Source organism: Alteromonas sp. ABH4_457 (assembly GCF_056160625.1).
In genome coordinates, this window is sequence record NZ_JBSWXN010000003.1 from 24,862 (window position 1) to 40,608 (window position 15,747).

At 41.3% G+C, this 15,747-nt stretch carries 22 protein-coding genes; all 22 read right to left on the reverse strand.

Annotated elements, in window-relative coordinates; genetic code table 11:
• Nucleotides 1-3 precede the first annotated feature (3 nt).
• The 22 genes from ACXAGR_RS06560 to rplX all read right to left on the reverse strand — a co-directional run bounded on the left by ACXAGR_RS06560 (nucleotide 4) and on the right by rplX (nucleotide 15,740).
• Nucleotides 4-963, reverse strand: a complete 960-nt coding sequence (locus ACXAGR_RS06560; RefSeq protein ID WP_474848875.1) for a glycosyltransferase family protein — start codon at nucleotides 961-963, stop codon at nucleotides 4-6.
• Nucleotides 953-1,924 carry a hypothetical protein gene (locus ACXAGR_RS06565; protein ID WP_474848877.1) on the reverse strand — a complete coding sequence of 324 codons (972 nt, stop codon included), beginning with the start codon at nucleotides 1,922-1,924 and terminating at the stop codon, nucleotides 953-955. Before ACXAGR_RS06565 ends, ACXAGR_RS06560 begins: the two co-directional genes overlap by 11 nt.
• Nucleotides 1,921-3,954, reverse strand: coding sequence for an exostosin domain-containing protein (locus tag ACXAGR_RS06570; protein WP_474848879.1), 2,034 nt, complete (start codon nucleotides 3,952-3,954; stop codon nucleotides 1,921-1,923). The genes ACXAGR_RS06565 and ACXAGR_RS06570 overlap by 4 nt, the downstream gene beginning before the upstream one ends.
• Nucleotides 3,951-4,901, reverse strand: coding sequence for a hypothetical protein (locus tag ACXAGR_RS06575; RefSeq protein WP_474848881.1), 951 nt, complete (start codon nucleotides 4,899-4,901; stop codon nucleotides 3,951-3,953). The genes ACXAGR_RS06570 and ACXAGR_RS06575 overlap by 4 nt, the downstream gene beginning before the upstream one ends.
• A complete protein-coding gene (locus ACXAGR_RS06580) occupies nucleotides 4,894-5,928 on the reverse strand; it encodes a hypothetical protein (protein WP_474848883.1) in 1,035 nt (344 codons plus the stop codon). The genes ACXAGR_RS06575 and ACXAGR_RS06580 overlap by 8 nt, the downstream gene beginning before the upstream one ends.
• Before the next feature lies 1 nt (nucleotide 5,929).
• On the reverse strand, nucleotides 5,930-7,309 hold the full coding sequence (locus tag ACXAGR_RS06585; RefSeq protein WP_474848886.1) for a hypothetical protein: 1,380 nt from the start codon (nucleotides 7,307-7,309) through the stop codon (nucleotides 5,930-5,932).
• A 296-nt stretch (nucleotides 7,310-7,605) separates the two neighbouring features.
• A complete protein-coding gene (gene rplQ, locus ACXAGR_RS06590; RefSeq protein ID WP_119499877.1) occupies nucleotides 7,606-8,004 on the reverse strand; it encodes a 50S ribosomal protein L17 in 399 nt (132 codons plus the stop codon).
• Nucleotides 8,005-8,045: 41 nt separating this feature from the next.
• On the reverse strand, nucleotides 8,046-9,035 hold the full coding sequence (locus tag ACXAGR_RS06595) for a DNA-directed RNA polymerase subunit alpha (protein WP_119499876.1): 990 nt from the start codon (nucleotides 9,033-9,035) through the stop codon (nucleotides 8,046-8,048).
• A 19-nt stretch (nucleotides 9,036-9,054) separates the two neighbouring features.
• Nucleotides 9,055-9,675: a 30S ribosomal protein S4 gene (gene rpsD, locus ACXAGR_RS06600; protein ID WP_119499875.1), complete on the reverse strand. Its 621-nt coding sequence runs from the start codon at nucleotides 9,673-9,675 to the stop codon at nucleotides 9,055-9,057.
• Nucleotides 9,676-9,699: 24 nt separating this feature from the next.
• Nucleotides 9,700-10,092 carry a 30S ribosomal protein S11 gene (gene rpsK / locus ACXAGR_RS06605; protein WP_070125761.1) on the reverse strand — a complete coding sequence of 131 codons (393 nt, stop codon included), beginning with the start codon at nucleotides 10,090-10,092 and terminating at the stop codon, nucleotides 9,700-9,702.
• A 16-nt stretch (nucleotides 10,093-10,108) separates the two neighbouring features.
• Complete coding sequence (gene rpsM / locus ACXAGR_RS06610; RefSeq protein WP_119499874.1) at nucleotides 10,109-10,465, reverse strand: 30S ribosomal protein S13; 357 nt, start codon at nucleotides 10,463-10,465, stop codon at nucleotides 10,109-10,111.
• Nucleotides 10,466-10,626: 161 nt separating this feature from the next.
• Nucleotides 10,627-10,743 (reverse strand): 50S ribosomal protein L36, encoded by a 117-nt coding sequence (gene rpmJ / locus ACXAGR_RS06615; protein WP_073325329.1) that lies wholly within the window; start codon nucleotides 10,741-10,743, stop codon nucleotides 10,627-10,629.
• Nucleotides 10,744-10,768: 25 nt separating this feature from the next.
• The gene (secY, locus tag ACXAGR_RS06620) at nucleotides 10,769-12,088 is read right to left on the reverse strand and encodes a preprotein translocase subunit SecY (protein WP_119499873.1); all 1,320 of its coding nucleotides are present in this window, start codon (nucleotides 12,086-12,088) and stop codon (nucleotides 10,769-10,771) included.
• 5 nt (nucleotides 12,089-12,093) lie between these two features.
• Nucleotides 12,094-12,528, reverse strand: coding sequence for a 50S ribosomal protein L15 (gene rplO / locus ACXAGR_RS06625; protein WP_474843511.1), 435 nt, complete (start codon nucleotides 12,526-12,528; stop codon nucleotides 12,094-12,096).
• 3 nt (nucleotides 12,529-12,531) lie between these two features.
• Complete coding sequence (gene rpmD / locus ACXAGR_RS06630) at nucleotides 12,532-12,711, reverse strand: 50S ribosomal protein L30 (protein ID WP_014950907.1); 180 nt, start codon at nucleotides 12,709-12,711, stop codon at nucleotides 12,532-12,534.
• Between the two features lie 6 nt (nucleotides 12,712-12,717).
• A complete protein-coding gene (gene rpsE / locus ACXAGR_RS06635; RefSeq protein WP_119499871.1) occupies nucleotides 12,718-13,218 on the reverse strand; it encodes a 30S ribosomal protein S5 in 501 nt (166 codons plus the stop codon).
• A gap of 12 nt (nucleotides 13,219-13,230) precedes the next feature.
• On the reverse strand, nucleotides 13,231-13,584 hold the full coding sequence (gene rplR, locus ACXAGR_RS06640) for a 50S ribosomal protein L18 (RefSeq protein WP_119503270.1): 354 nt from the start codon (nucleotides 13,582-13,584) through the stop codon (nucleotides 13,231-13,233).
• 12 nt (nucleotides 13,585-13,596) lie between these two features.
• A complete protein-coding gene (gene rplF, locus ACXAGR_RS06645) occupies nucleotides 13,597-14,130 on the reverse strand; it encodes a 50S ribosomal protein L6 (RefSeq protein ID WP_474843514.1) in 534 nt (177 codons plus the stop codon).
• A 14-nt stretch (nucleotides 14,131-14,144) separates the two neighbouring features.
• Nucleotides 14,145-14,537 carry a 30S ribosomal protein S8 gene (gene rpsH, locus ACXAGR_RS06650; protein ID WP_119499869.1) on the reverse strand — a complete coding sequence of 131 codons (393 nt, stop codon included), beginning with the start codon at nucleotides 14,535-14,537 and terminating at the stop codon, nucleotides 14,145-14,147.
• Nucleotides 14,538-14,550: 13 nt separating this feature from the next.
• Nucleotides 14,551-14,856, reverse strand: coding sequence for a 30S ribosomal protein S14 (gene rpsN / locus ACXAGR_RS06655; RefSeq protein WP_070125769.1), 306 nt, complete (start codon nucleotides 14,854-14,856; stop codon nucleotides 14,551-14,553).
• A gap of 13 nt (nucleotides 14,857-14,869) precedes the next feature.
• A complete protein-coding gene (gene rplE / locus ACXAGR_RS06660; protein ID WP_119499868.1) occupies nucleotides 14,870-15,409 on the reverse strand; it encodes a 50S ribosomal protein L5 in 540 nt (179 codons plus the stop codon).
• 16 nt (nucleotides 15,410-15,425) lie between these two features.
• On the reverse strand, nucleotides 15,426-15,740 hold the full coding sequence (rplX, locus tag ACXAGR_RS06665; protein ID WP_119499867.1) for a 50S ribosomal protein L24: 315 nt from the start codon (nucleotides 15,738-15,740) through the stop codon (nucleotides 15,426-15,428).
• Nucleotides 15,741-15,747: the final 7 nt, after the last annotated feature.

The window sequence follows — 15,747 nt, forward strand, 5'->3', positions numbered from 1 at the left end:
CTACTACCTCTCAAAAATTTCCTGAAAATTTGGCCTGTACGATTTCCTCAATTTATGAAAATAGTTTTCGTTGAAATACTCTCTAGCGTCAATATTAACACTATTATCATAGAAAATTTGACCAAGTTTTCTGATAAATCTATTTCTGAAGATTTGTGCTTGTGCAATATGATCATTGCGTATTCTATATGGGTCCCGAGGATTTTCGATAAAAAATTCTACAGCTTCAGCGACAGATCTCGTATTAGAATCTACAATCTTAGAATTATAATCATTATACCAAACATCTCGACCACCTTCGCTAAAAGTTGATACTACTGGTATACCACATAACAAATATTCACTTGATGAAAAACAAGCTCCTTCTGCTGCAGATAGCAACAAACCACATTTTGATTGATTTATTTTTTCGCAAACTTCTTCAGGTGCTAGAGGTTGAGTATTTTTGTAAACATACTGAGGCAATTTTTCATTTTCTGGATTACCATGATTGATTCCTGCTATTAGAGCAAGATTTGACACATCAGAAGCTAATTCGTGTCTTTTAAATGAACTCAAGCGAGCAATATAAAGTGCATCGAAAATCTTTTTTTCTGAAGGAAGAACTTTCATAACTAAGTTCTCATCCAACCATGCATTATGATTAATTAAGTCTCCTTGAAATCCAAAAGGAAGAAAGTTATCCATCTCCTTCTCTGAGTTAAACATTATAAAAAATCTATCTTTATTAAGTTGTAACTCAGTAAATATTTGATTAGCCTCTCTTGCAAAATGCTCACTATGATACCAACCGCAGTAAACAAAAAAGTAATCGTTCTGTCTAATCTTCGTATGATATTCAGACAACCAATTCCAGTTGTGCTGAATATTCTCTATAATAAAAACTCGACATTCGGGTCCATCATAATAAACTCTAAATGGAAACGCTGGGTTAGGCCATGTATATGAGGGTTTATAAGCCATAATGATATCCTTCTACTTTTACATCGCCATCAATTGTAAATTCTTCAACCTTTAAAAATCTATCTAAGTGATTTTCTAGCAGATCTTCACTGGAAATTGACTTTAGAGTTTTAACATTCTCAAATGGATCTTCATTAACAATACTTATCCTAAGTTTGTAAAATCCAGATTCAATATTTTTAAAACTTGGAAAGTTTATGAGCATCGTTCTTTCATAATAACACCAAGGATCAACAACATTTCTAAAATGGCTTTGCACTATTCTGTCATTTTCCATTAGATCTAACTGTAAAATTGGTGAAGCTGGGCCAATTAGTGACAATGAATATAATGAAAGATTTCCTCTTTCATGAGAAAATGCGATTGTTAATGGCGAATCTTCTTTTATAGTTCCATCACAAGCTATAATTTTTGGTATTCTTAAACTTTTATTTTTCTCAACAAAGTTAATTTTTTGATTGCACACTTCCTCAATTACTTCGTTGATAAATGAAGCATATTTTACCGCACCATTTTCATTGGTATGAACCACATCGCGAATTATGGATGAAAGATCCTCAACAGCCCAAGATGATTCCTGAAATTTAAAGACTTTGACAATATCTGATTTTGAATCCAAGACCTGTTCACAACTTTTTCTTTCAGAGAAAGGGTCATCAGTTCTGGGCAGCAAAATCCAGATTGGTCTTATTTTATTTGATATTAAAATATTATTAATTCTAGTTACCGTATCGTCTGGGAATACGCTTGCAGATGGGGTTACCCAATCTAAAATACAAAAGTCTGGCTTCTCATCTAAAACTTTCTGAATCATAGCGATACCAGCGAAGTGTAGATGACTAGCTCCAAATGGTAAGCGAACTACTTCATATTTTTCATTTAATATTTCTTTTAAATGTTCAAAATAACCTGTGCGACCTTTCTGAGCTGTTACACTAGCTCCATAAATTACAATTTTCATAAGGAAATAGTCTTTGATTTGTTTATTTTTTCATACAGCTTTACTAATTTTCCAGCCCTCTTTTCAACTTCGTAGACAGGTACAGAACTTAAATAGCTAAACAAGTCTGAAGCAATGTCCTTCTTCCAGATTACGCAGCAATCTAATATACTTTTGGCTTCGTCAGACTCAGTAAAAATAGCTAAATCATCTGAGAATATAACCGGAATTGTACCTACTGCTATAGACTCCCAAAACCTTAATGTATTAGGGCCTGCTCCTTCAGGACAGAAAGAAAATTTAGAATCCGAAAGTATGGAATTGTAGCGAAATGTTCGTTTGTGATGTTCATCTATATGATGAGCTTCGATTTCTTTGTTGAGCACCTGCTCTTCGTAAACAACCTTATTAAAATGCCACTCATCACCTAAATCAACAAACACATCATCACGTCCAGTTTCTTTGGCGGCTTCAAATAGTTTAACTCGCTTATCATCTCTATAATGATTCATGTGAGCACCTATGAAAGATGCAAGTAACTTTCGCTCCGCAATCGGCTTTCGCTCCATACCTTCGCTTCTTTCAGGAGTTTCATAATTTACAGCGATAAGGGACCAACCATGAAGCTTAATCGACGTCCCGACCTCCTGCTGAGTTGCTTCGCTCGCAGAATCTTTATGAGAAAGATAAAGATCGGTTATACCAAGGGTTTCAGCCTGCTTCAGAACCCTAGCCCAATGGATATGCTGGCAAACACTATGGCTTTTGAGAGTAAATCCAGCAGTGTCAGCTAACTGTTTGTATTGTGCCAGTAACTGGCTAATTTTAGTGATGTATTCATCCGGAAACTGCTTTTTATCAATATAAGTTGCCCAAGGAAGTGGTACATAAATATTAATTATCCTTGCTGACACATCAACATGTTCAGAAAACTTTATACTCAGATGATTTTCGTACGCCTGCTTTTCGGTAGCGCAAGGATACTGCCAAAAATTTATGTCTTCCGAGCCCTTCGCCTTGTCACTTATCTCATCCACGAATGTTGTCATTACCGGAGGAACGTAGCCGATGAGCTTGTAAAAGTCCCGATTAGACTTATATTCGGGTTCTCTCACAGTAATACGATAATTATCTTCGTAGTAGCTATATGGATAAACCTTGCCTCCATGAAACGCCATTTTTAGATGGAGACTCCCATGTTGCATCGTACTGCCATTTTCAATTGCGTGTAATAGTTCCGCAGCACTAGCTTCTTTTACGGACTCTATTGCAAGAGTCTGCAGAGTGTCCGGCATCCCAACTTCTGCAGCCTCTTTTCTCCAACGTTCCAAAGTGTTATTAATTTTAACGCCATTAATTTTACTTAGCGAATCCTTAACCCAGACATCAAAGTCTAAACTTGCAGGTGAATTTAGTTCGTCACCCGGCCGCACATAAGCAACTCCCCCAAGTATCCTTTCATCTATTTTTTTGTTATATGTGCGAACTTGTGTTTCGTGCACATGGATACTTTTTACGAAATTTACAGGGTTGTGTACGGACCAACCCTGTACAGCAAACAAATACGCCACTTTATTATCACAACGTGGAACTCCCATAGGAAAGTCCAGTTGATGCTTGAAGCTTGTCGAGAATGCTTCACCAACATTCATTGCCCAGGTATCTTGCGACCAATGAGGATTAGGGTGTTTTGATGTTTCATGACCAATTAATTCCCATCTGGATAATGCCAAAAATGATCTTGGTGCCCCGAGAACCTGTCTTAGTTTTAAAATTGAATCATCAAAATAAATGTCTGAATTACATAGGACAGAAATACCATGATCACAGTATTTATTTGTCATGTCTGCCCAAAGCGCATAGGTCATCCGTTCATTTACATAGATAACTCGCATATTTGAGGTTTGGAGCGGAACATCAGAACCATCATCAATCACAACGATTAAATTATCTATGAATGGATTCTCACCATTTTCCTTCAAGCAAAGATCAATTTCGCGCTGCCTCGCTGAATCTCCGCATTGATAATAAGGAAAAAACACATTAATCACGGCACCATCTCCAGTGAATTATAATTAAATTTTTTTGCTATAAGCTTGTAATATTTAGAAGTTTTAATCTCTTCCGTCTCTTCAAATGTAAGCTCTCGCCGAGATCTTTCTGATATCCTGGCCCCAGAACGGCCACTGTCACCAGTTACTCTGAAAATTGGGAATAAATCAATGAAATGACAATCATATCTAATTTTTAAAATGTCAGCCATGCAGGCCATAGTTTCTTCTGGTTTGGAAACAAAATCCTCGTATCGAACTACTTCAGTATATTTATATTCTTCGAGAAAATGCCATAACCTTTTACAGTATTCATCAAATGTCTTTGGACTAAAATGAACCCAATTGTTTTTGCATAGTGATAGATACGAATCAATTGGATCCCTTAGAGTGACTAATCTTAATAGCTTAAAATCATTCTTTAACAAGTTAGCTATCACTGAGCTTTCTTTAAAACTTTCACCAACACAGAAATCTGAATGACTATGGTCTCTTATAATAAGTATGCCGCCATAATTTTCTATGTGCTCATATGCAGAGTCTATATTCATTTTAAATAGCGACAAAGCAAGGTCATCAACAGCAGGAACTTTGGCATAACGAGCTTGTGTAGTTATATCTGCAGGTAAGAACTTTGGTTTGCCACCTCCCTGATGTAAAGTAGATGTAGGGTGAAGCTCACTCAATACAAAAACATTCGGCAATGCAGCTAAACATTTAGAAACCAATGTGCCTCCACTGCAAGCCATATGATGAATAATTCTTATCTCAGGTTTGTCTATTTCAATGGCTCTTTTAGAGCGCTTTATCAAGTCCTCAGCTTCCTGATAGTTAAAAGGACTATTAGAAAGCTCTTGTAGTAACTTTGATTTCGTCGGATTAACTAAAGGCAACATCTCTTCTAATTGTTCCCTTAAAAAGGAAACGGTAAAGTCCAAATCACTCACTTTTATCGCCTACCTGTTCTGCTACAGACAACTTTAGGCTTGAATAAAAATCTATTGCACTCTCTAACTGCTCATTAAGTTTACTGATGAGTTGACGATGAGTCTTTTCCTGATTTATTTTTTCAAAATATTTATAACGCAAATCCTCCAAATCAATTTCTATTTTACTTTTTTCTTTGGCTAATTGCGTCTGCATTTCTTGTTGTTTAATTTCTATTTCTTTTTTATAATTCGAAAATTCTGTTAACTTAGATTTAAGATTTTCATAGTCTCGCTTCAGGTCACTGAGATTCTTTTCAAGGATCTCGACGTGAGCAGCTTTATCCTCAAAAGAGCGCTGATAATCATCTCTCTCCACGGTAAGGGCCGCTGCGATATCCATAAGCCTTTTATTATCTTCCTTCAATTCATCAATATGTTTGGATTTTTTATCAAAATAATATGTGACGAGAGGTAGATCAGGATCAGACTTGTCTGCATAATCGAAAACGAAGTAATTTTCCTCAAGAATTTCATTAATCCTTTCATACAAATATCCGCCTTCATATAATTCTCGCATTGTACAATTTACGGTAATACGATTTAAACATGAAGGAACACCAACCTTACAAAAATAATCTACAATCTGCCCACTTAAACACGGCATATCTATAATTAAATCAATTTTCCCTTGATTATCTTGGAAGATCTCGGCGAATAAATCAGTTAGAGCAAAAAATTCAACATCTATCAAAGACTTTAACTTTAGGCCCGGAAAAACCCCCTCTATCCCAGTAACAGGTAATAAAGAGGATAAAATATTAGGAGAGTACAAATTAAACTTAGTTTTTTCAGTAGCAGATACATTTGTAATACATTTATTTATAATTTTAACATGATCGTATTCAGCTAATTCAAATTCTAATTGTTTACATAGACTACTTTGAGCTTCATAAAGTCTCACGCTGCTATAAGCAAGAAAATCAAGTTTTGGATGTTTGGCAAGTCCAGCCCCAAGCCAAACAAGTCTATTATATACATCCGACATGCTATCGCCTATTTTCATCTTTCTTGGGCTTTATAGTTCTTTTTTCGCCCATACCATACATCAGATAATGTATCAGAGGGTTAATTCCGGACACTTCGACATCTTTATGAGTACGCAAATACCATTGACCATCGAAAGCTGAACTTGGTGAGCGACCTTCAGATGCACCATGTAGCAGATAATGTTCGGCTGGATCAATATTAGCTTCGGCTACATCGGGGTAAACGCTCAAATACCAATCAGCGTCAAAAAAATTAGTAGAATAGAGTAGCTTTATATCACGCTTTAACGCTTCGCCTATTTGTATGTCTTTCCTCTTCAATTTGGTAGAACACAATCTGGCAGGGCTCGTAATTCGCCAATATAACGATTCTTTTACAGTCTTTAGCTCTCTATTAATTGCGTTAAAATTGAAAATAGATTCTTGGAGCTGATTTCTAGTCTTTTTATGTTGAATTGTGAGATCGTTATTACTAGCTTCTAATTCAGAAATCTTTGATTTTATTTCCTTTTCATTTAATTCAAAATCATCGATTAAAGTTGTAAGCCTGTTTACTTTGGTAATTTCTTTATCTAGCAATAAATTAAGCTTGGTAAAATTAGTAAAATATTCCTTATTTTTAATTCTTAACAGTTTCACTTCTGCGAGACTTTCAGATAAAGACGCTTCTAGTTCGAAAATTCTTGCAGAGTTTTTTATTTTATAGTCAATTAGATGACTATTGAGTAGCGCATTATCTTTTTCAAGTTTTATAACATTATTTCTTATGTCATTAATGAACTTTTCATTTAATTTTCTATCAGTTTCATTTTCAACTAAATAATCGTTGAATTTAGTTAAAATTTCTGCTGTATTTTTAAAATTATATACGGGTAATGAACAAGCTTCTAAAAGCTCTGCGGCTGCAGATAACGATTCATCTTCTTTAAGTAAGTAATATGCTGCAAGGTATCTAAAGTCCCTATCAGCAGGTTGAAGAGCTTGTGGTGGTGGAAAATGGAGGCCATCTAGAGCAGTAATTTCGTGCTCAGTAGAATTAGCAATTTTGTCTAAGTTTAGTAATTTTATTTTCTCTCTATGATTTCTGAATATTGAGACAAGCCCATTCAGATAAGATAGACAATTCTCAATTACGAAACCTTCGTCAAAATTCATTTCGATGCTTCGATACAAATATGACTCTGGTGATTCATATAATAGTACTAAATTTTCAAAGCTATCAATACAGTTTGATAGGTGATTTAAGCTTACAGCTTCTTTAACTATTTTAGTTTCAGCAGTCGAGTGTATGTCCAAATGCTCGATAACATTATCTTCTGCGGCGGAAGAAACGATCTCATCCCATTGATTTGTATTTGTGATAGTAATAAAAATCGTCATAACACAGCCTAAAGTTCAGAGCTCTGCATGTTTGTCATCCTTGCATTGTGGTAGATATTTAAATAAATAATTGTTCAAGTTTGATTCTATGTATAGTTCTATTTCTTTAACCTAGATTGACTTCGAACTAATCGCTAAAGCTAGCACTACTTTAACATTTCCTAAGTCCAAATTCATACCATATGACTGATCCACGCGGGGAACATTTATTTAACGCCTATTTGTAAATTTCATTTAAACAAAAAACCCCGCTTTCGCGGGGTTTTTTAATATCGATAAATCGATGAAGTAATCTCTTACTCTTCTGTCGCTTCAGCTTCTTCAGAAACTTCAACTTCAGGACGGTCTACCAGTTCAACAAACGCCATAGGAGCGTTGTCGCCTGTACGGAAACCGCATTTCAGAATGCGAGTGTAACCGCCTGGGCGAGCTTCGTAACGAGGACCAAGCTCGTTGAACAGTTTACCTACTACCTCTTTATCACCTGTACGGGCCATAGCCAGACGGCGGTTTGCAACGCTGTCTTGTTTAGCCAGTGTGATTAAAGGCTCGATTACGCGACGTAATTCTTTCGCTTTTGGTAACGTCGTTTTGATCACTTCGTGCTTGACCAGTGAGCCGGCCATGTTTTTGAACATAGCTTGACGATGGCTGCTGTTGCGATTCAACTGACGACCACTCTTACGATGGCGCATAGTTTTATCCTTCTCTACAAATCAGTTTGATAAAAACCTGATTAATCTTTCTCAGCGATGCTCTCTGGTGGCCAGTTTTCCAGGCGCATGCCCAGAGACAATCCACGAGATGCAAGAACATCTTTGATTTCAGTTAGCGATTTCTTACCAAGGTTAGGCGTCTTAAGTAACTCAACCTCAGTACGCTGAACCAGGTCACCAATGTACTGGATAGCTTCTGCTTTCAAACAGTTTGCAGAACGTACAGTTAATTCCAGGTCATCAACAGGACGTAACAGAATCGGATCGAATTCCGGCTTCTCTTCTTTCTGAACAGGTTCAGAAACGTCACGCAGATCAACGAAGGCATCTAATTGTTCAGCCAGAATAGTGGCTGCGCGGCGGATCGCTTCTTCAGGATCCAGAGTACCGTTCGTTTCCATATCGATGATCAGTTTGTCTAAGTCTGTGCGTTGTTCAACACGGGCAGACTCAACTGAATAAGCAATACGTTCAACAGGGCTGTATGAAGCATCAACTAACAAACGACCAATTGGACGATCATCTTCCTCGGAGGAGCGACGAGTAGCAGCAGGAATGTAACCACGACCAGTTTCAACTTTAATGCGCATGCTGATTTCAGCTTCGCCGGTTAAAGTACAGATAACGTGCTCAGGGTTAACGATTTCTACGTCACCGTCATGCTGAATATCACCAGCAACAACAGGGCCAGCGCCAGATTTCACTATTGTCAGGGTTGCCTCAGTTTTACCTTCAAGGCGAACCGCTAAACCTTTCAGATTCAGCAGAATCTCGATTACATCTTCCTGCACACCTTCTTTGGTGCTGTACTCGTGTAATACGCCGTCAATTTCGACCTCAGTTACCGCACATCCGGGCATGGATGACAGTAAGATACGGCGAAGGGCGTTACCCAGAGTGTGGCCAAAGCCGCGCTCCAGTGGTTCCAAAGTTACTTTGGCACGAGTAGGAGAAACGTTTTCGATCTCAACTAATCTCGGTTTCAGGAATTCAGTCACAGAACCCACAATGCTTCCTCTTTAGTTAGCTTTACTTAGAGTAAAGTTCGACGATCAACTGTTCGTTAATTTCAGCAGACAGGTCAGTTCTTTCCGGAACGCGCTTGAAAGTGCCTTCCATTTTGCTGTTGTCTACTTCAATCCAGGTTGGCTTCTCACGTTGGTCAGCCAGTTCCAAAGCAGCAACGATACGCGCTTGCTTTTTAGCCTTTTCACGAACAGAAACCACGTCTTCGGCAGAAACGTTAAACGATGGAATGTTCACAACTTGACCATTTACCATGATCGCCTTGTGGCTAACCAGCTGACGTGCTTCTGCACGAGTGCTGGCGAATCCCATACGATAAACTACGTTATCCAGACGCTGCTCAAGAAGTTGCAACAGGTTTTCACCGGTGTTGCCTTTCAGACGGGCAGCTTCTTTATAGTAGTTACGGAATTGTTTTTCCAGAACGCCGTACATACGACGAACTTTTTGCTTTTCACGCAACTGTACACCGTAGTCAGACAGACGGCCACGACGGGCACCGTGCTGACCAGGCGCATTATCGATTTTACACTTAGAATCGATTGCGCGAACGCCGCTTTTCAGGAACAGGTCAGTTCCTTCGCGACGGCTAAGTTTGAGTTTAGGACCCAAATATCTTGCCATGTTCTTTCTCCAACTGTCCGGCGATTAAACGCGACGTTTTTTCGGTGGACGACAACCGTTGTGAGGAATAGGGGTCACATCGGTAATGTTTGTGATCTTATAACCAGTTGCGTTAAGTGCACGGATAGCAGACTCACGGCCTGGACCCGGACCTTTAACGAAAACTTCAAGGTTTTTCAGACCGTAGTCTTGTGCGGCTACGCCAGCACGCTCAGCAGCAACCTGTGCAGCAAAAGGGGTAGATTTACGTGAACCACGGAAACCTGAACCACCTGATGTCGCCCATGCTAATGCATTGCCTTGACGGTCAGTGATAGTCACAATTGTGTTGTTGAAAGACGCATGGATATGAGCCATACCGTCTGCAACCTGACGCTTAGCGCGTTTACGCGTAGTACGAGTAGGTGCTTTTGCCATAACTTAATCTCCCCGCTTACTTCTTAATTGGCTTACGAGGACCTTTACGGGTACGCGCATTAGTTTTAGTGCGCTGACCACGTAGAGGCAAGCTACGACGGTGGCGGATACCACGGAAGCAACCCAGGTCCATCAAACGTTTGATGCTCATAGATACTTCACGACGCAGATCACCTTCAACGGTGAACTTTGCCACTTCTTCACGAAGCTTCTCTACAGTTGCTTCGTCAAGCTCTTTTACTTTTGTTGATTCTGCAACACCAGCGTTAGCACAGATCTCTTTTGCACGAGTTGCGCCTACACCGTAAATCGCTTGAAGCGCGATTACAGTGTGCTTGTGTTCAGGAATGTTAATGCCAGCGATACGGGCCATTAACAGCACTCCTCTTAATTTTAATGTCGACGACCTAAAAAGCCCGATAGGATACTTACCCGACGACAAAATTGCAACTTAAGGTTCATAAAATCGAAATAGAGCAAGCTGAACCCAGTACGAGGTTCAGCTTACATTTCGAATTTTAACCGCGTTTTAGATTAGCCTTGACGCTGCTTATGCTTAGGGTCAGAGCTGCAAATCACACGCACAACACCGTTGCGCTTGATGATTTTACAGTTACGGCAAATCTTCTTTACTGATGCACGAACTTTCATTACATCACTCCGTAGTGCACTAATCTTAGCGGCCGTAGCCTTTCAGATTAGCTTTCTTCAGAACAGACTCATACTGACTGGACATCAGATGTGTCTGCACCTGTGCCATAAAGTCCATGATAACAACCACGATAATCAGAAGCGACGTACCACCGAAGTAGAACGGCACATTCCACGCAATCAACATGAATTCAGGCACTAAACAAATAAAGGTTATGTATAGTGCGCCAGCCAGAGTCAGACGAGTCATTACCTTATCGATATAACGCGATGTTTGCTCACCCGGACGGATACCAGGAATGAACGCACCGGACTTCTTCAGGTTATCTGCTGTTTCACGCGGATTGAAAACCAGCGCTGTATAGAAGAAGCAGAAGAAGATAATCGCAGTTGCGTATAACATCACGTACAGCGGCTGACCAGGAGAAAGCATTAATGCTACATCCTGCAACCACGCTGTAGATTCATTCTGACCGAACCAACCAGCAATGGTGGACGGGAACAGAATGATGCTGGATGCGAAGATTGGTGGAATAACACCAGCCATGTTCACTTTCAGCGGTAAGTGTGTGCTTTGCGCTGCAAAAACCTTACGGCCCTGCTGACGCTTAGCATAGTTCACAACAATACGACGCTGGGCACGTTCAACGAACACTACCAGGTAAATCAGGCCGATGACAATCACGCCAATCAACATCAGGAACAACAGATTAATGTCGCCCTGTCTTGCTTGTTCCGCAGTCTGACCAATCGCTGTTGGCAGACCGGCAACAATACCAGCAAAAATCAATATCGAGATACCGTTACCGATACCACGTTCAGTAATTTGCTCACCTAACCACATCAGGAACATGGTTCCTGTGACTAAGCTAACTACCGCTGTAAAGTAGAATCCGAAGCCAGGGTTTATAACCAAACCATTAATCAGGTTAGGCAGGTTCGTCGCGATTCCAATAGATTGGAACGTGGCCAGTACCAGCGTCAAATAACGCGTATACTGACTGATTTTACGACGGCCTGCTTCGCCTTCTTTTTTAAGCTCCATCATCGGTGGATGAACCACCGTGAGCAACTGCATAATAATTGATGCAGTAATGTATGGCATAATGCCCAAAGCCAGAACGGATGCACGCTCAAGCGCACCACCGGAGAACATGTTGAACATTTCTACGATGGTACCTTTTTGTTGCTCAAACAACTCAGCAAGAACTGCCGCATCGATGCCAGGAAGAGGCACATAAGAGCCCAGTCTGAATACGACGATCGCACCTAGTACGAACAACAACCTTGACTTCAGCTCACTCAAGCCGCTTTTCGCGCCTGAATCCAATCCTGGTTTAGCCATCTAGCTTATTCCTCTACTTTACCGCCGGCGGCTTCAATCGCTGCAAGAGCGCCTTTAGTAACCTTTAACCCGCTAACTGTAACAGCGCGCGATACTTCGCCGCTCTTAACTACTTTAACGAACTGCACGTCTTTCTTAACAAGACCAGCAGCTTTTAAAGAGTCCAGAGAAACCGTATCACCTTCAACCTTAGCAATTTCAGTCAGAGTTACCTGATCGGTAACAAAGCTCTTACGAGAGGTGAAACCAAACTTAGGCAGACGGCGCTGAATTGGCATCTGACCACCTTCAAAGCCTTGTCTGATGGAACCGCCTGAACGGCTGGTTTGGCCTTTGTGACCACGGCCACCGGTTTTACCCAGACCTGAACCAATACCACGACCTACACGCTTAGCTGCTGGTTTTGAACCTTCTGCAGGAGAAATTGTATTTAAACGCATGTCTTACTCCTCCACGATCTCAACCATGTAATATACACGGTTGATCATGCCACGTACTGCTGGGGTATCTTCCAGTTCACGGACATGGTTGATTTTACGAAGACCTAAGCCTTTAAGCGTCGCTTTGTGCTTTGGCAGACGGCCAATTGCACTTTTAGTTTGCTTTACTTTAATCGTTGCCATGTCTGATTACCCCAAAATTTCTTCTACAGACAATCCACGCTTCGCTGCAATACCCGCTGGAGAGTTCATCTCAGTCAGCGCGTTTACTGTTGCACGAACAACGTTGATTGGGTTTGTAGAGCCGTAGCATTTTGAAAGTACGTTCTGTACACCAGCTACTTCAAGTACTGCACGCATCGCACCACCGGCAATGATACCGGTACCTTCAGATGCAGGCTGCATGTAAACTTTAGAGCCAGAGTGACGACCTTTAATTGGGTGCTGCAACGTGTGACCGTTCAGGTCTACGTTAACCATGTTGCGACGCGCTTTTTCCATCGCTTTTTGGATAGCAGCAGGCACTTCACGTGCTTTACCGTAACCAAAACCAACACGGCCATTGCCGTCACCAACTACAGTCAGTGCAGTGAAACTAAAGATACGACCACCTTTAACCACTTTAGAAACGCGGTTTACAGCGATCAATTTCTCTAAAAATTCACCGTTTTGAACTTCTTGTTTAGCCATTATTCTTCACTCCTAGAACTGAAGACCAGCTTCGCGAGCTGCATCAGCTAATGCTTTTACGCGACCGTGGTATTTAAAACCGCTGCGATCGAAAGCAACAACTTTGATGCCTTTTTCGATTGCACGCTCGGCGATAGCTTTACCCACTGCCGCAGCTGCTTCTGCATTACCAGTTGCTTTCAGATCTGCTGCCAGACCTTTTTCAACGGTAGAAGCCGCCGCCAGTACCTCAGAACCGCTAGGTGCGATTAACTGGGCATAGATGTGGCGAGGTGTACGGTTAATTACCAGGCGATGCGCGGCCAATTCACGGATTTTAGCGCGTGCGCGAGTTGCGCGACGTAAACGTGATGTTTTCTTATCCATCGTATCACCCACCTACTTTTTCTTAGCTTCTTTACGACGAACGTTTTCATCAGCATAACGAACACCTTTACCTTTGTAAGGCTCTGGTGGACGGTAGCCGCGAATGTTTGCCGCAACCTGACCTACAACCTGCTTATCCGCGCCTTTAACGAGGATTTCAGTTTGTGTAGGAGTTTCAACTGTAATGCCTTCAGGCATTTCATAAACTACAGGGTGTGAGAAACCTAAAGTCAGGTTCAGTTTGGCACCTTGTGCTTGTGCACGGTAACCAACACCTTGCAACTGCAGTTTTTTCTCGAAACCTTCAGATACACCCAGAACCATGCCGTTCAACAGCGCGCGCGCAGTACCAGCCTGAGCCCATGCATCAGCAAAACCTTCACGAGGAAGTGCTTTCAGCTGGTTCTCTTCTTGTACAACTTCAACAGCGTCGTTGAATACACGTACCAGTGTACCTTTACTACCCTTAACAGTAACTTCCTGACCGTTGATTTTAACTTCAACGCCAGATGCTACGTTAACAGGGGCTTTTGCTACTCGTGACATTTCAACTCCTCCGATTACGCTACATAACCGATGATCTCACCGCCCATGCCTGCTTTACGCGCAGCACGGTCAGTCATCACACCTTTAGAAGTTGACACGATAGCAACGCCTAAACCACCCATTACTTTTGGCAGCTCATCTTTTTTCTTATAGATGCGCAGACCAGGACGGCTTACACGTTCAATTGTGTCGATTACTTGCTTACCTTCGAAGTACTTAAGAGTAACTTCTAAAGTAGGCTTAACGTCACCAGAAGCAGCGAAGTCAGTGATATAACCTTCAGCTTTCAGTACTTCACAGATTGCTACGCGAAGTTTTGAAGAAGGCATAACAACAGAAACTTTCTGTGCCATCTGGCCGTTACGGATGCGGGTAAACATATCCGCGATAGGATCTTGCATGCTCATTTTTAGCTACTCCTTACCAGCTGGCTTTTTTCAGGCCAGGGACTTCACCGCGCATCGCTGCTTCACGCAACTTGATACGGCTCAGACCGAACTTACGTAGGAAACCGTGTGGACGGCCAGTAACGCGGCAGCGGTTTTGCTGACGAGATTTAGCACTGTCACGTGGCAGTTGTTGTAGCTTCAGAACAGCATCCCAACGCTCTTCTTCAGAGGCGTTAACATCGCTGATAATCGCTTTAAGTGCGGCACGTTTTTCAGCATACTTAGCGACAAGCTTTGCACGCTTTACTTCACGGGCCTTCATTGATTCTTTTGCCATAACCCTACACCCCTTATTTTTTGAATGGGAAGTTGAACGCGGTCAACAGAGCACGTGCTTCATCATCAGTTTTTGCACTGGTAGTGATAGTGATATCCATACCGCGTACTTTATCCACTTTATCGAAATCGATTTCAGGGAAGATGATTTGTTCACGAACGCCCATGCTGTAGTTTCCACGACCGTCAAAAGATTTTGAACTCAGGCCACGGAAGTCGCGGATACGAGGAATTGCGATTGAAATCAAACGCTCTAAGAATTCCCACATACGCTCGCCACGCAGGGTTACTTTACAGCCAATCGGATAACCTTCACGGATTTTAAAACCCGCAACAGATTTACGCGCAACGGTAACAATAGGTTTTTGACCTGCGATAGCAGCCATATCGGCAGTCGCATTCTCAAGAACTTTCTTGTCAGCTACGGCTTCACCTAAACCCATGTTTAAGGTGATTTTTTCAATCCGAGGGACTTGCATGACGCTTTGGTAACTGAACTGCTTAGCAAGGTCAGCTACTACCGTTTCTTTATAGAAATCATGCAGTTTCGCCATCGTACTCTCCAATTAATTAAACAAGTTCACCGTTAGACTTAAAGAAACGAACTTTCTTACCGTCTTCAGTACGGAAACCAATACGGTCAGCTTTACCCGTAGCAGGGTTAACTACCGCAACATTAGAAACGTGCAGAGATGCTTCTTTCTCAACAATACCGCCAGCTACGCCCATGTGAGGGTTTGGCTTCTGGTGCTTCTTGACAAGGTTTACACCTTCTACAACTACACGGTCTTCAGATACCAGCACTTTCAGGACTTTGCCTTGTTTGCCTTTATCTTTACCCGCTAATACGACTACTTCATCATCACGACGAATTTTTCTAGCCATTATCGTG

Excerpts from the sequence above, each read along its gene's own strand:
- ACXAGR_RS06560 (WP_474848875.1), bottom strand. The coding sequence starts at position 963 with ATGGCTTATAAACCCTCATATACATGGCCTAACCCAGCGTTTCCATTT.
- ACXAGR_RS06565 (WP_474848877.1), bottom strand. The coding sequence starts at position 1,924 with ATGAAAATTGTAATTTATGGAGCTAGTGTAACAGCTCAGAAAGGTCGC.
- ACXAGR_RS06580 (WP_474848883.1), bottom strand. The coding sequence starts at position 5,928 with ATGTCGGATGTATATAATAGACTTGTTTGGCTTGGGGCTGGACTTGCC.
- ACXAGR_RS06585 (WP_474848886.1), bottom strand. The coding sequence starts at position 7,309 with ATGACGATTTTTATTACTATCACAAATACAAATCAATGGGATGAGATC.
- rplQ (WP_119499877.1), bottom strand. The coding sequence starts at position 8,004 with ATGCGCCATCGTAAGAGTGGTCGTCAGTTGAATCGCAACAGCAGCCAT.
- rpsD (WP_119499875.1), bottom strand. The coding sequence starts at position 9,675 with ATGGCAAGATATTTGGGTCCTAAACTCAAACTTAGCCGTCGCGAAGGA.
- rpsK (WP_070125761.1), bottom strand. The coding sequence starts at position 10,092 with ATGGCAAAAGCACCTACTCGTACTACGCGTAAACGCGCTAAGCGTCAG.
- rpsM (WP_119499874.1), bottom strand. The coding sequence starts at position 10,465 with ATGGCCCGTATCGCTGGCATTAACATTCCTGAACACAAGCACACTGTA.
- rpmJ (WP_073325329.1), bottom strand. The coding sequence starts at position 10,743 with ATGAAAGTTCGTGCATCAGTAAAGAAGATTTGCCGTAACTGTAAAATC.
- secY (WP_119499873.1), bottom strand. The coding sequence starts at position 12,088 with ATGGCTAAACCAGGATTGGATTCAGGCGCGAAAAGCGGCTTGAGTGAG.
- rplO (WP_474843511.1), bottom strand. The coding sequence starts at position 12,528 with ATGCGTTTAAATACAATTTCTCCTGCAGAAGGTTCAAAACCAGCAGCT.
- rpmD (WP_014950907.1), bottom strand. The coding sequence starts at position 12,711 with ATGGCAACGATTAAAGTAAAGCAAACTAAAAGTGCAATTGGCCGTCTG.
- rpsE (WP_119499871.1), bottom strand. The coding sequence starts at position 13,218 with ATGGCTAAACAAGAAGTTCAAAACGGTGAATTTTTAGAGAAATTGATC.
- rplR (WP_119503270.1), bottom strand. The coding sequence starts at position 13,584 with ATGGATAAGAAAACATCACGTTTACGTCGCGCAACTCGCGCACGCGCT.
- rplF (WP_474843514.1), bottom strand. The coding sequence starts at position 14,130 with ATGTCACGAGTAGCAAAAGCCCCTGTTAACGTAGCATCTGGCGTTGAA.
- rpsH (WP_119499869.1), bottom strand. The coding sequence starts at position 14,537 with ATGAGCATGCAAGATCCTATCGCGGATATGTTTACCCGCATCCGTAAC.
- rpsN (WP_070125769.1), bottom strand. The coding sequence starts at position 14,856 with ATGGCAAAAGAATCAATGAAGGCCCGTGAAGTAAAGCGTGCAAAGCTT.
- rplE (WP_119499868.1), bottom strand. The coding sequence starts at position 15,409 with ATGGCGAAACTGCATGATTTCTATAAAGAAACGGTAGTAGCTGACCTT.
- rplX (WP_119499867.1), bottom strand. The coding sequence starts at position 15,740 with ATGGCTAGAAAAATTCGTCGTGATGATGAAGTAGTCGTATTAGCGGGT.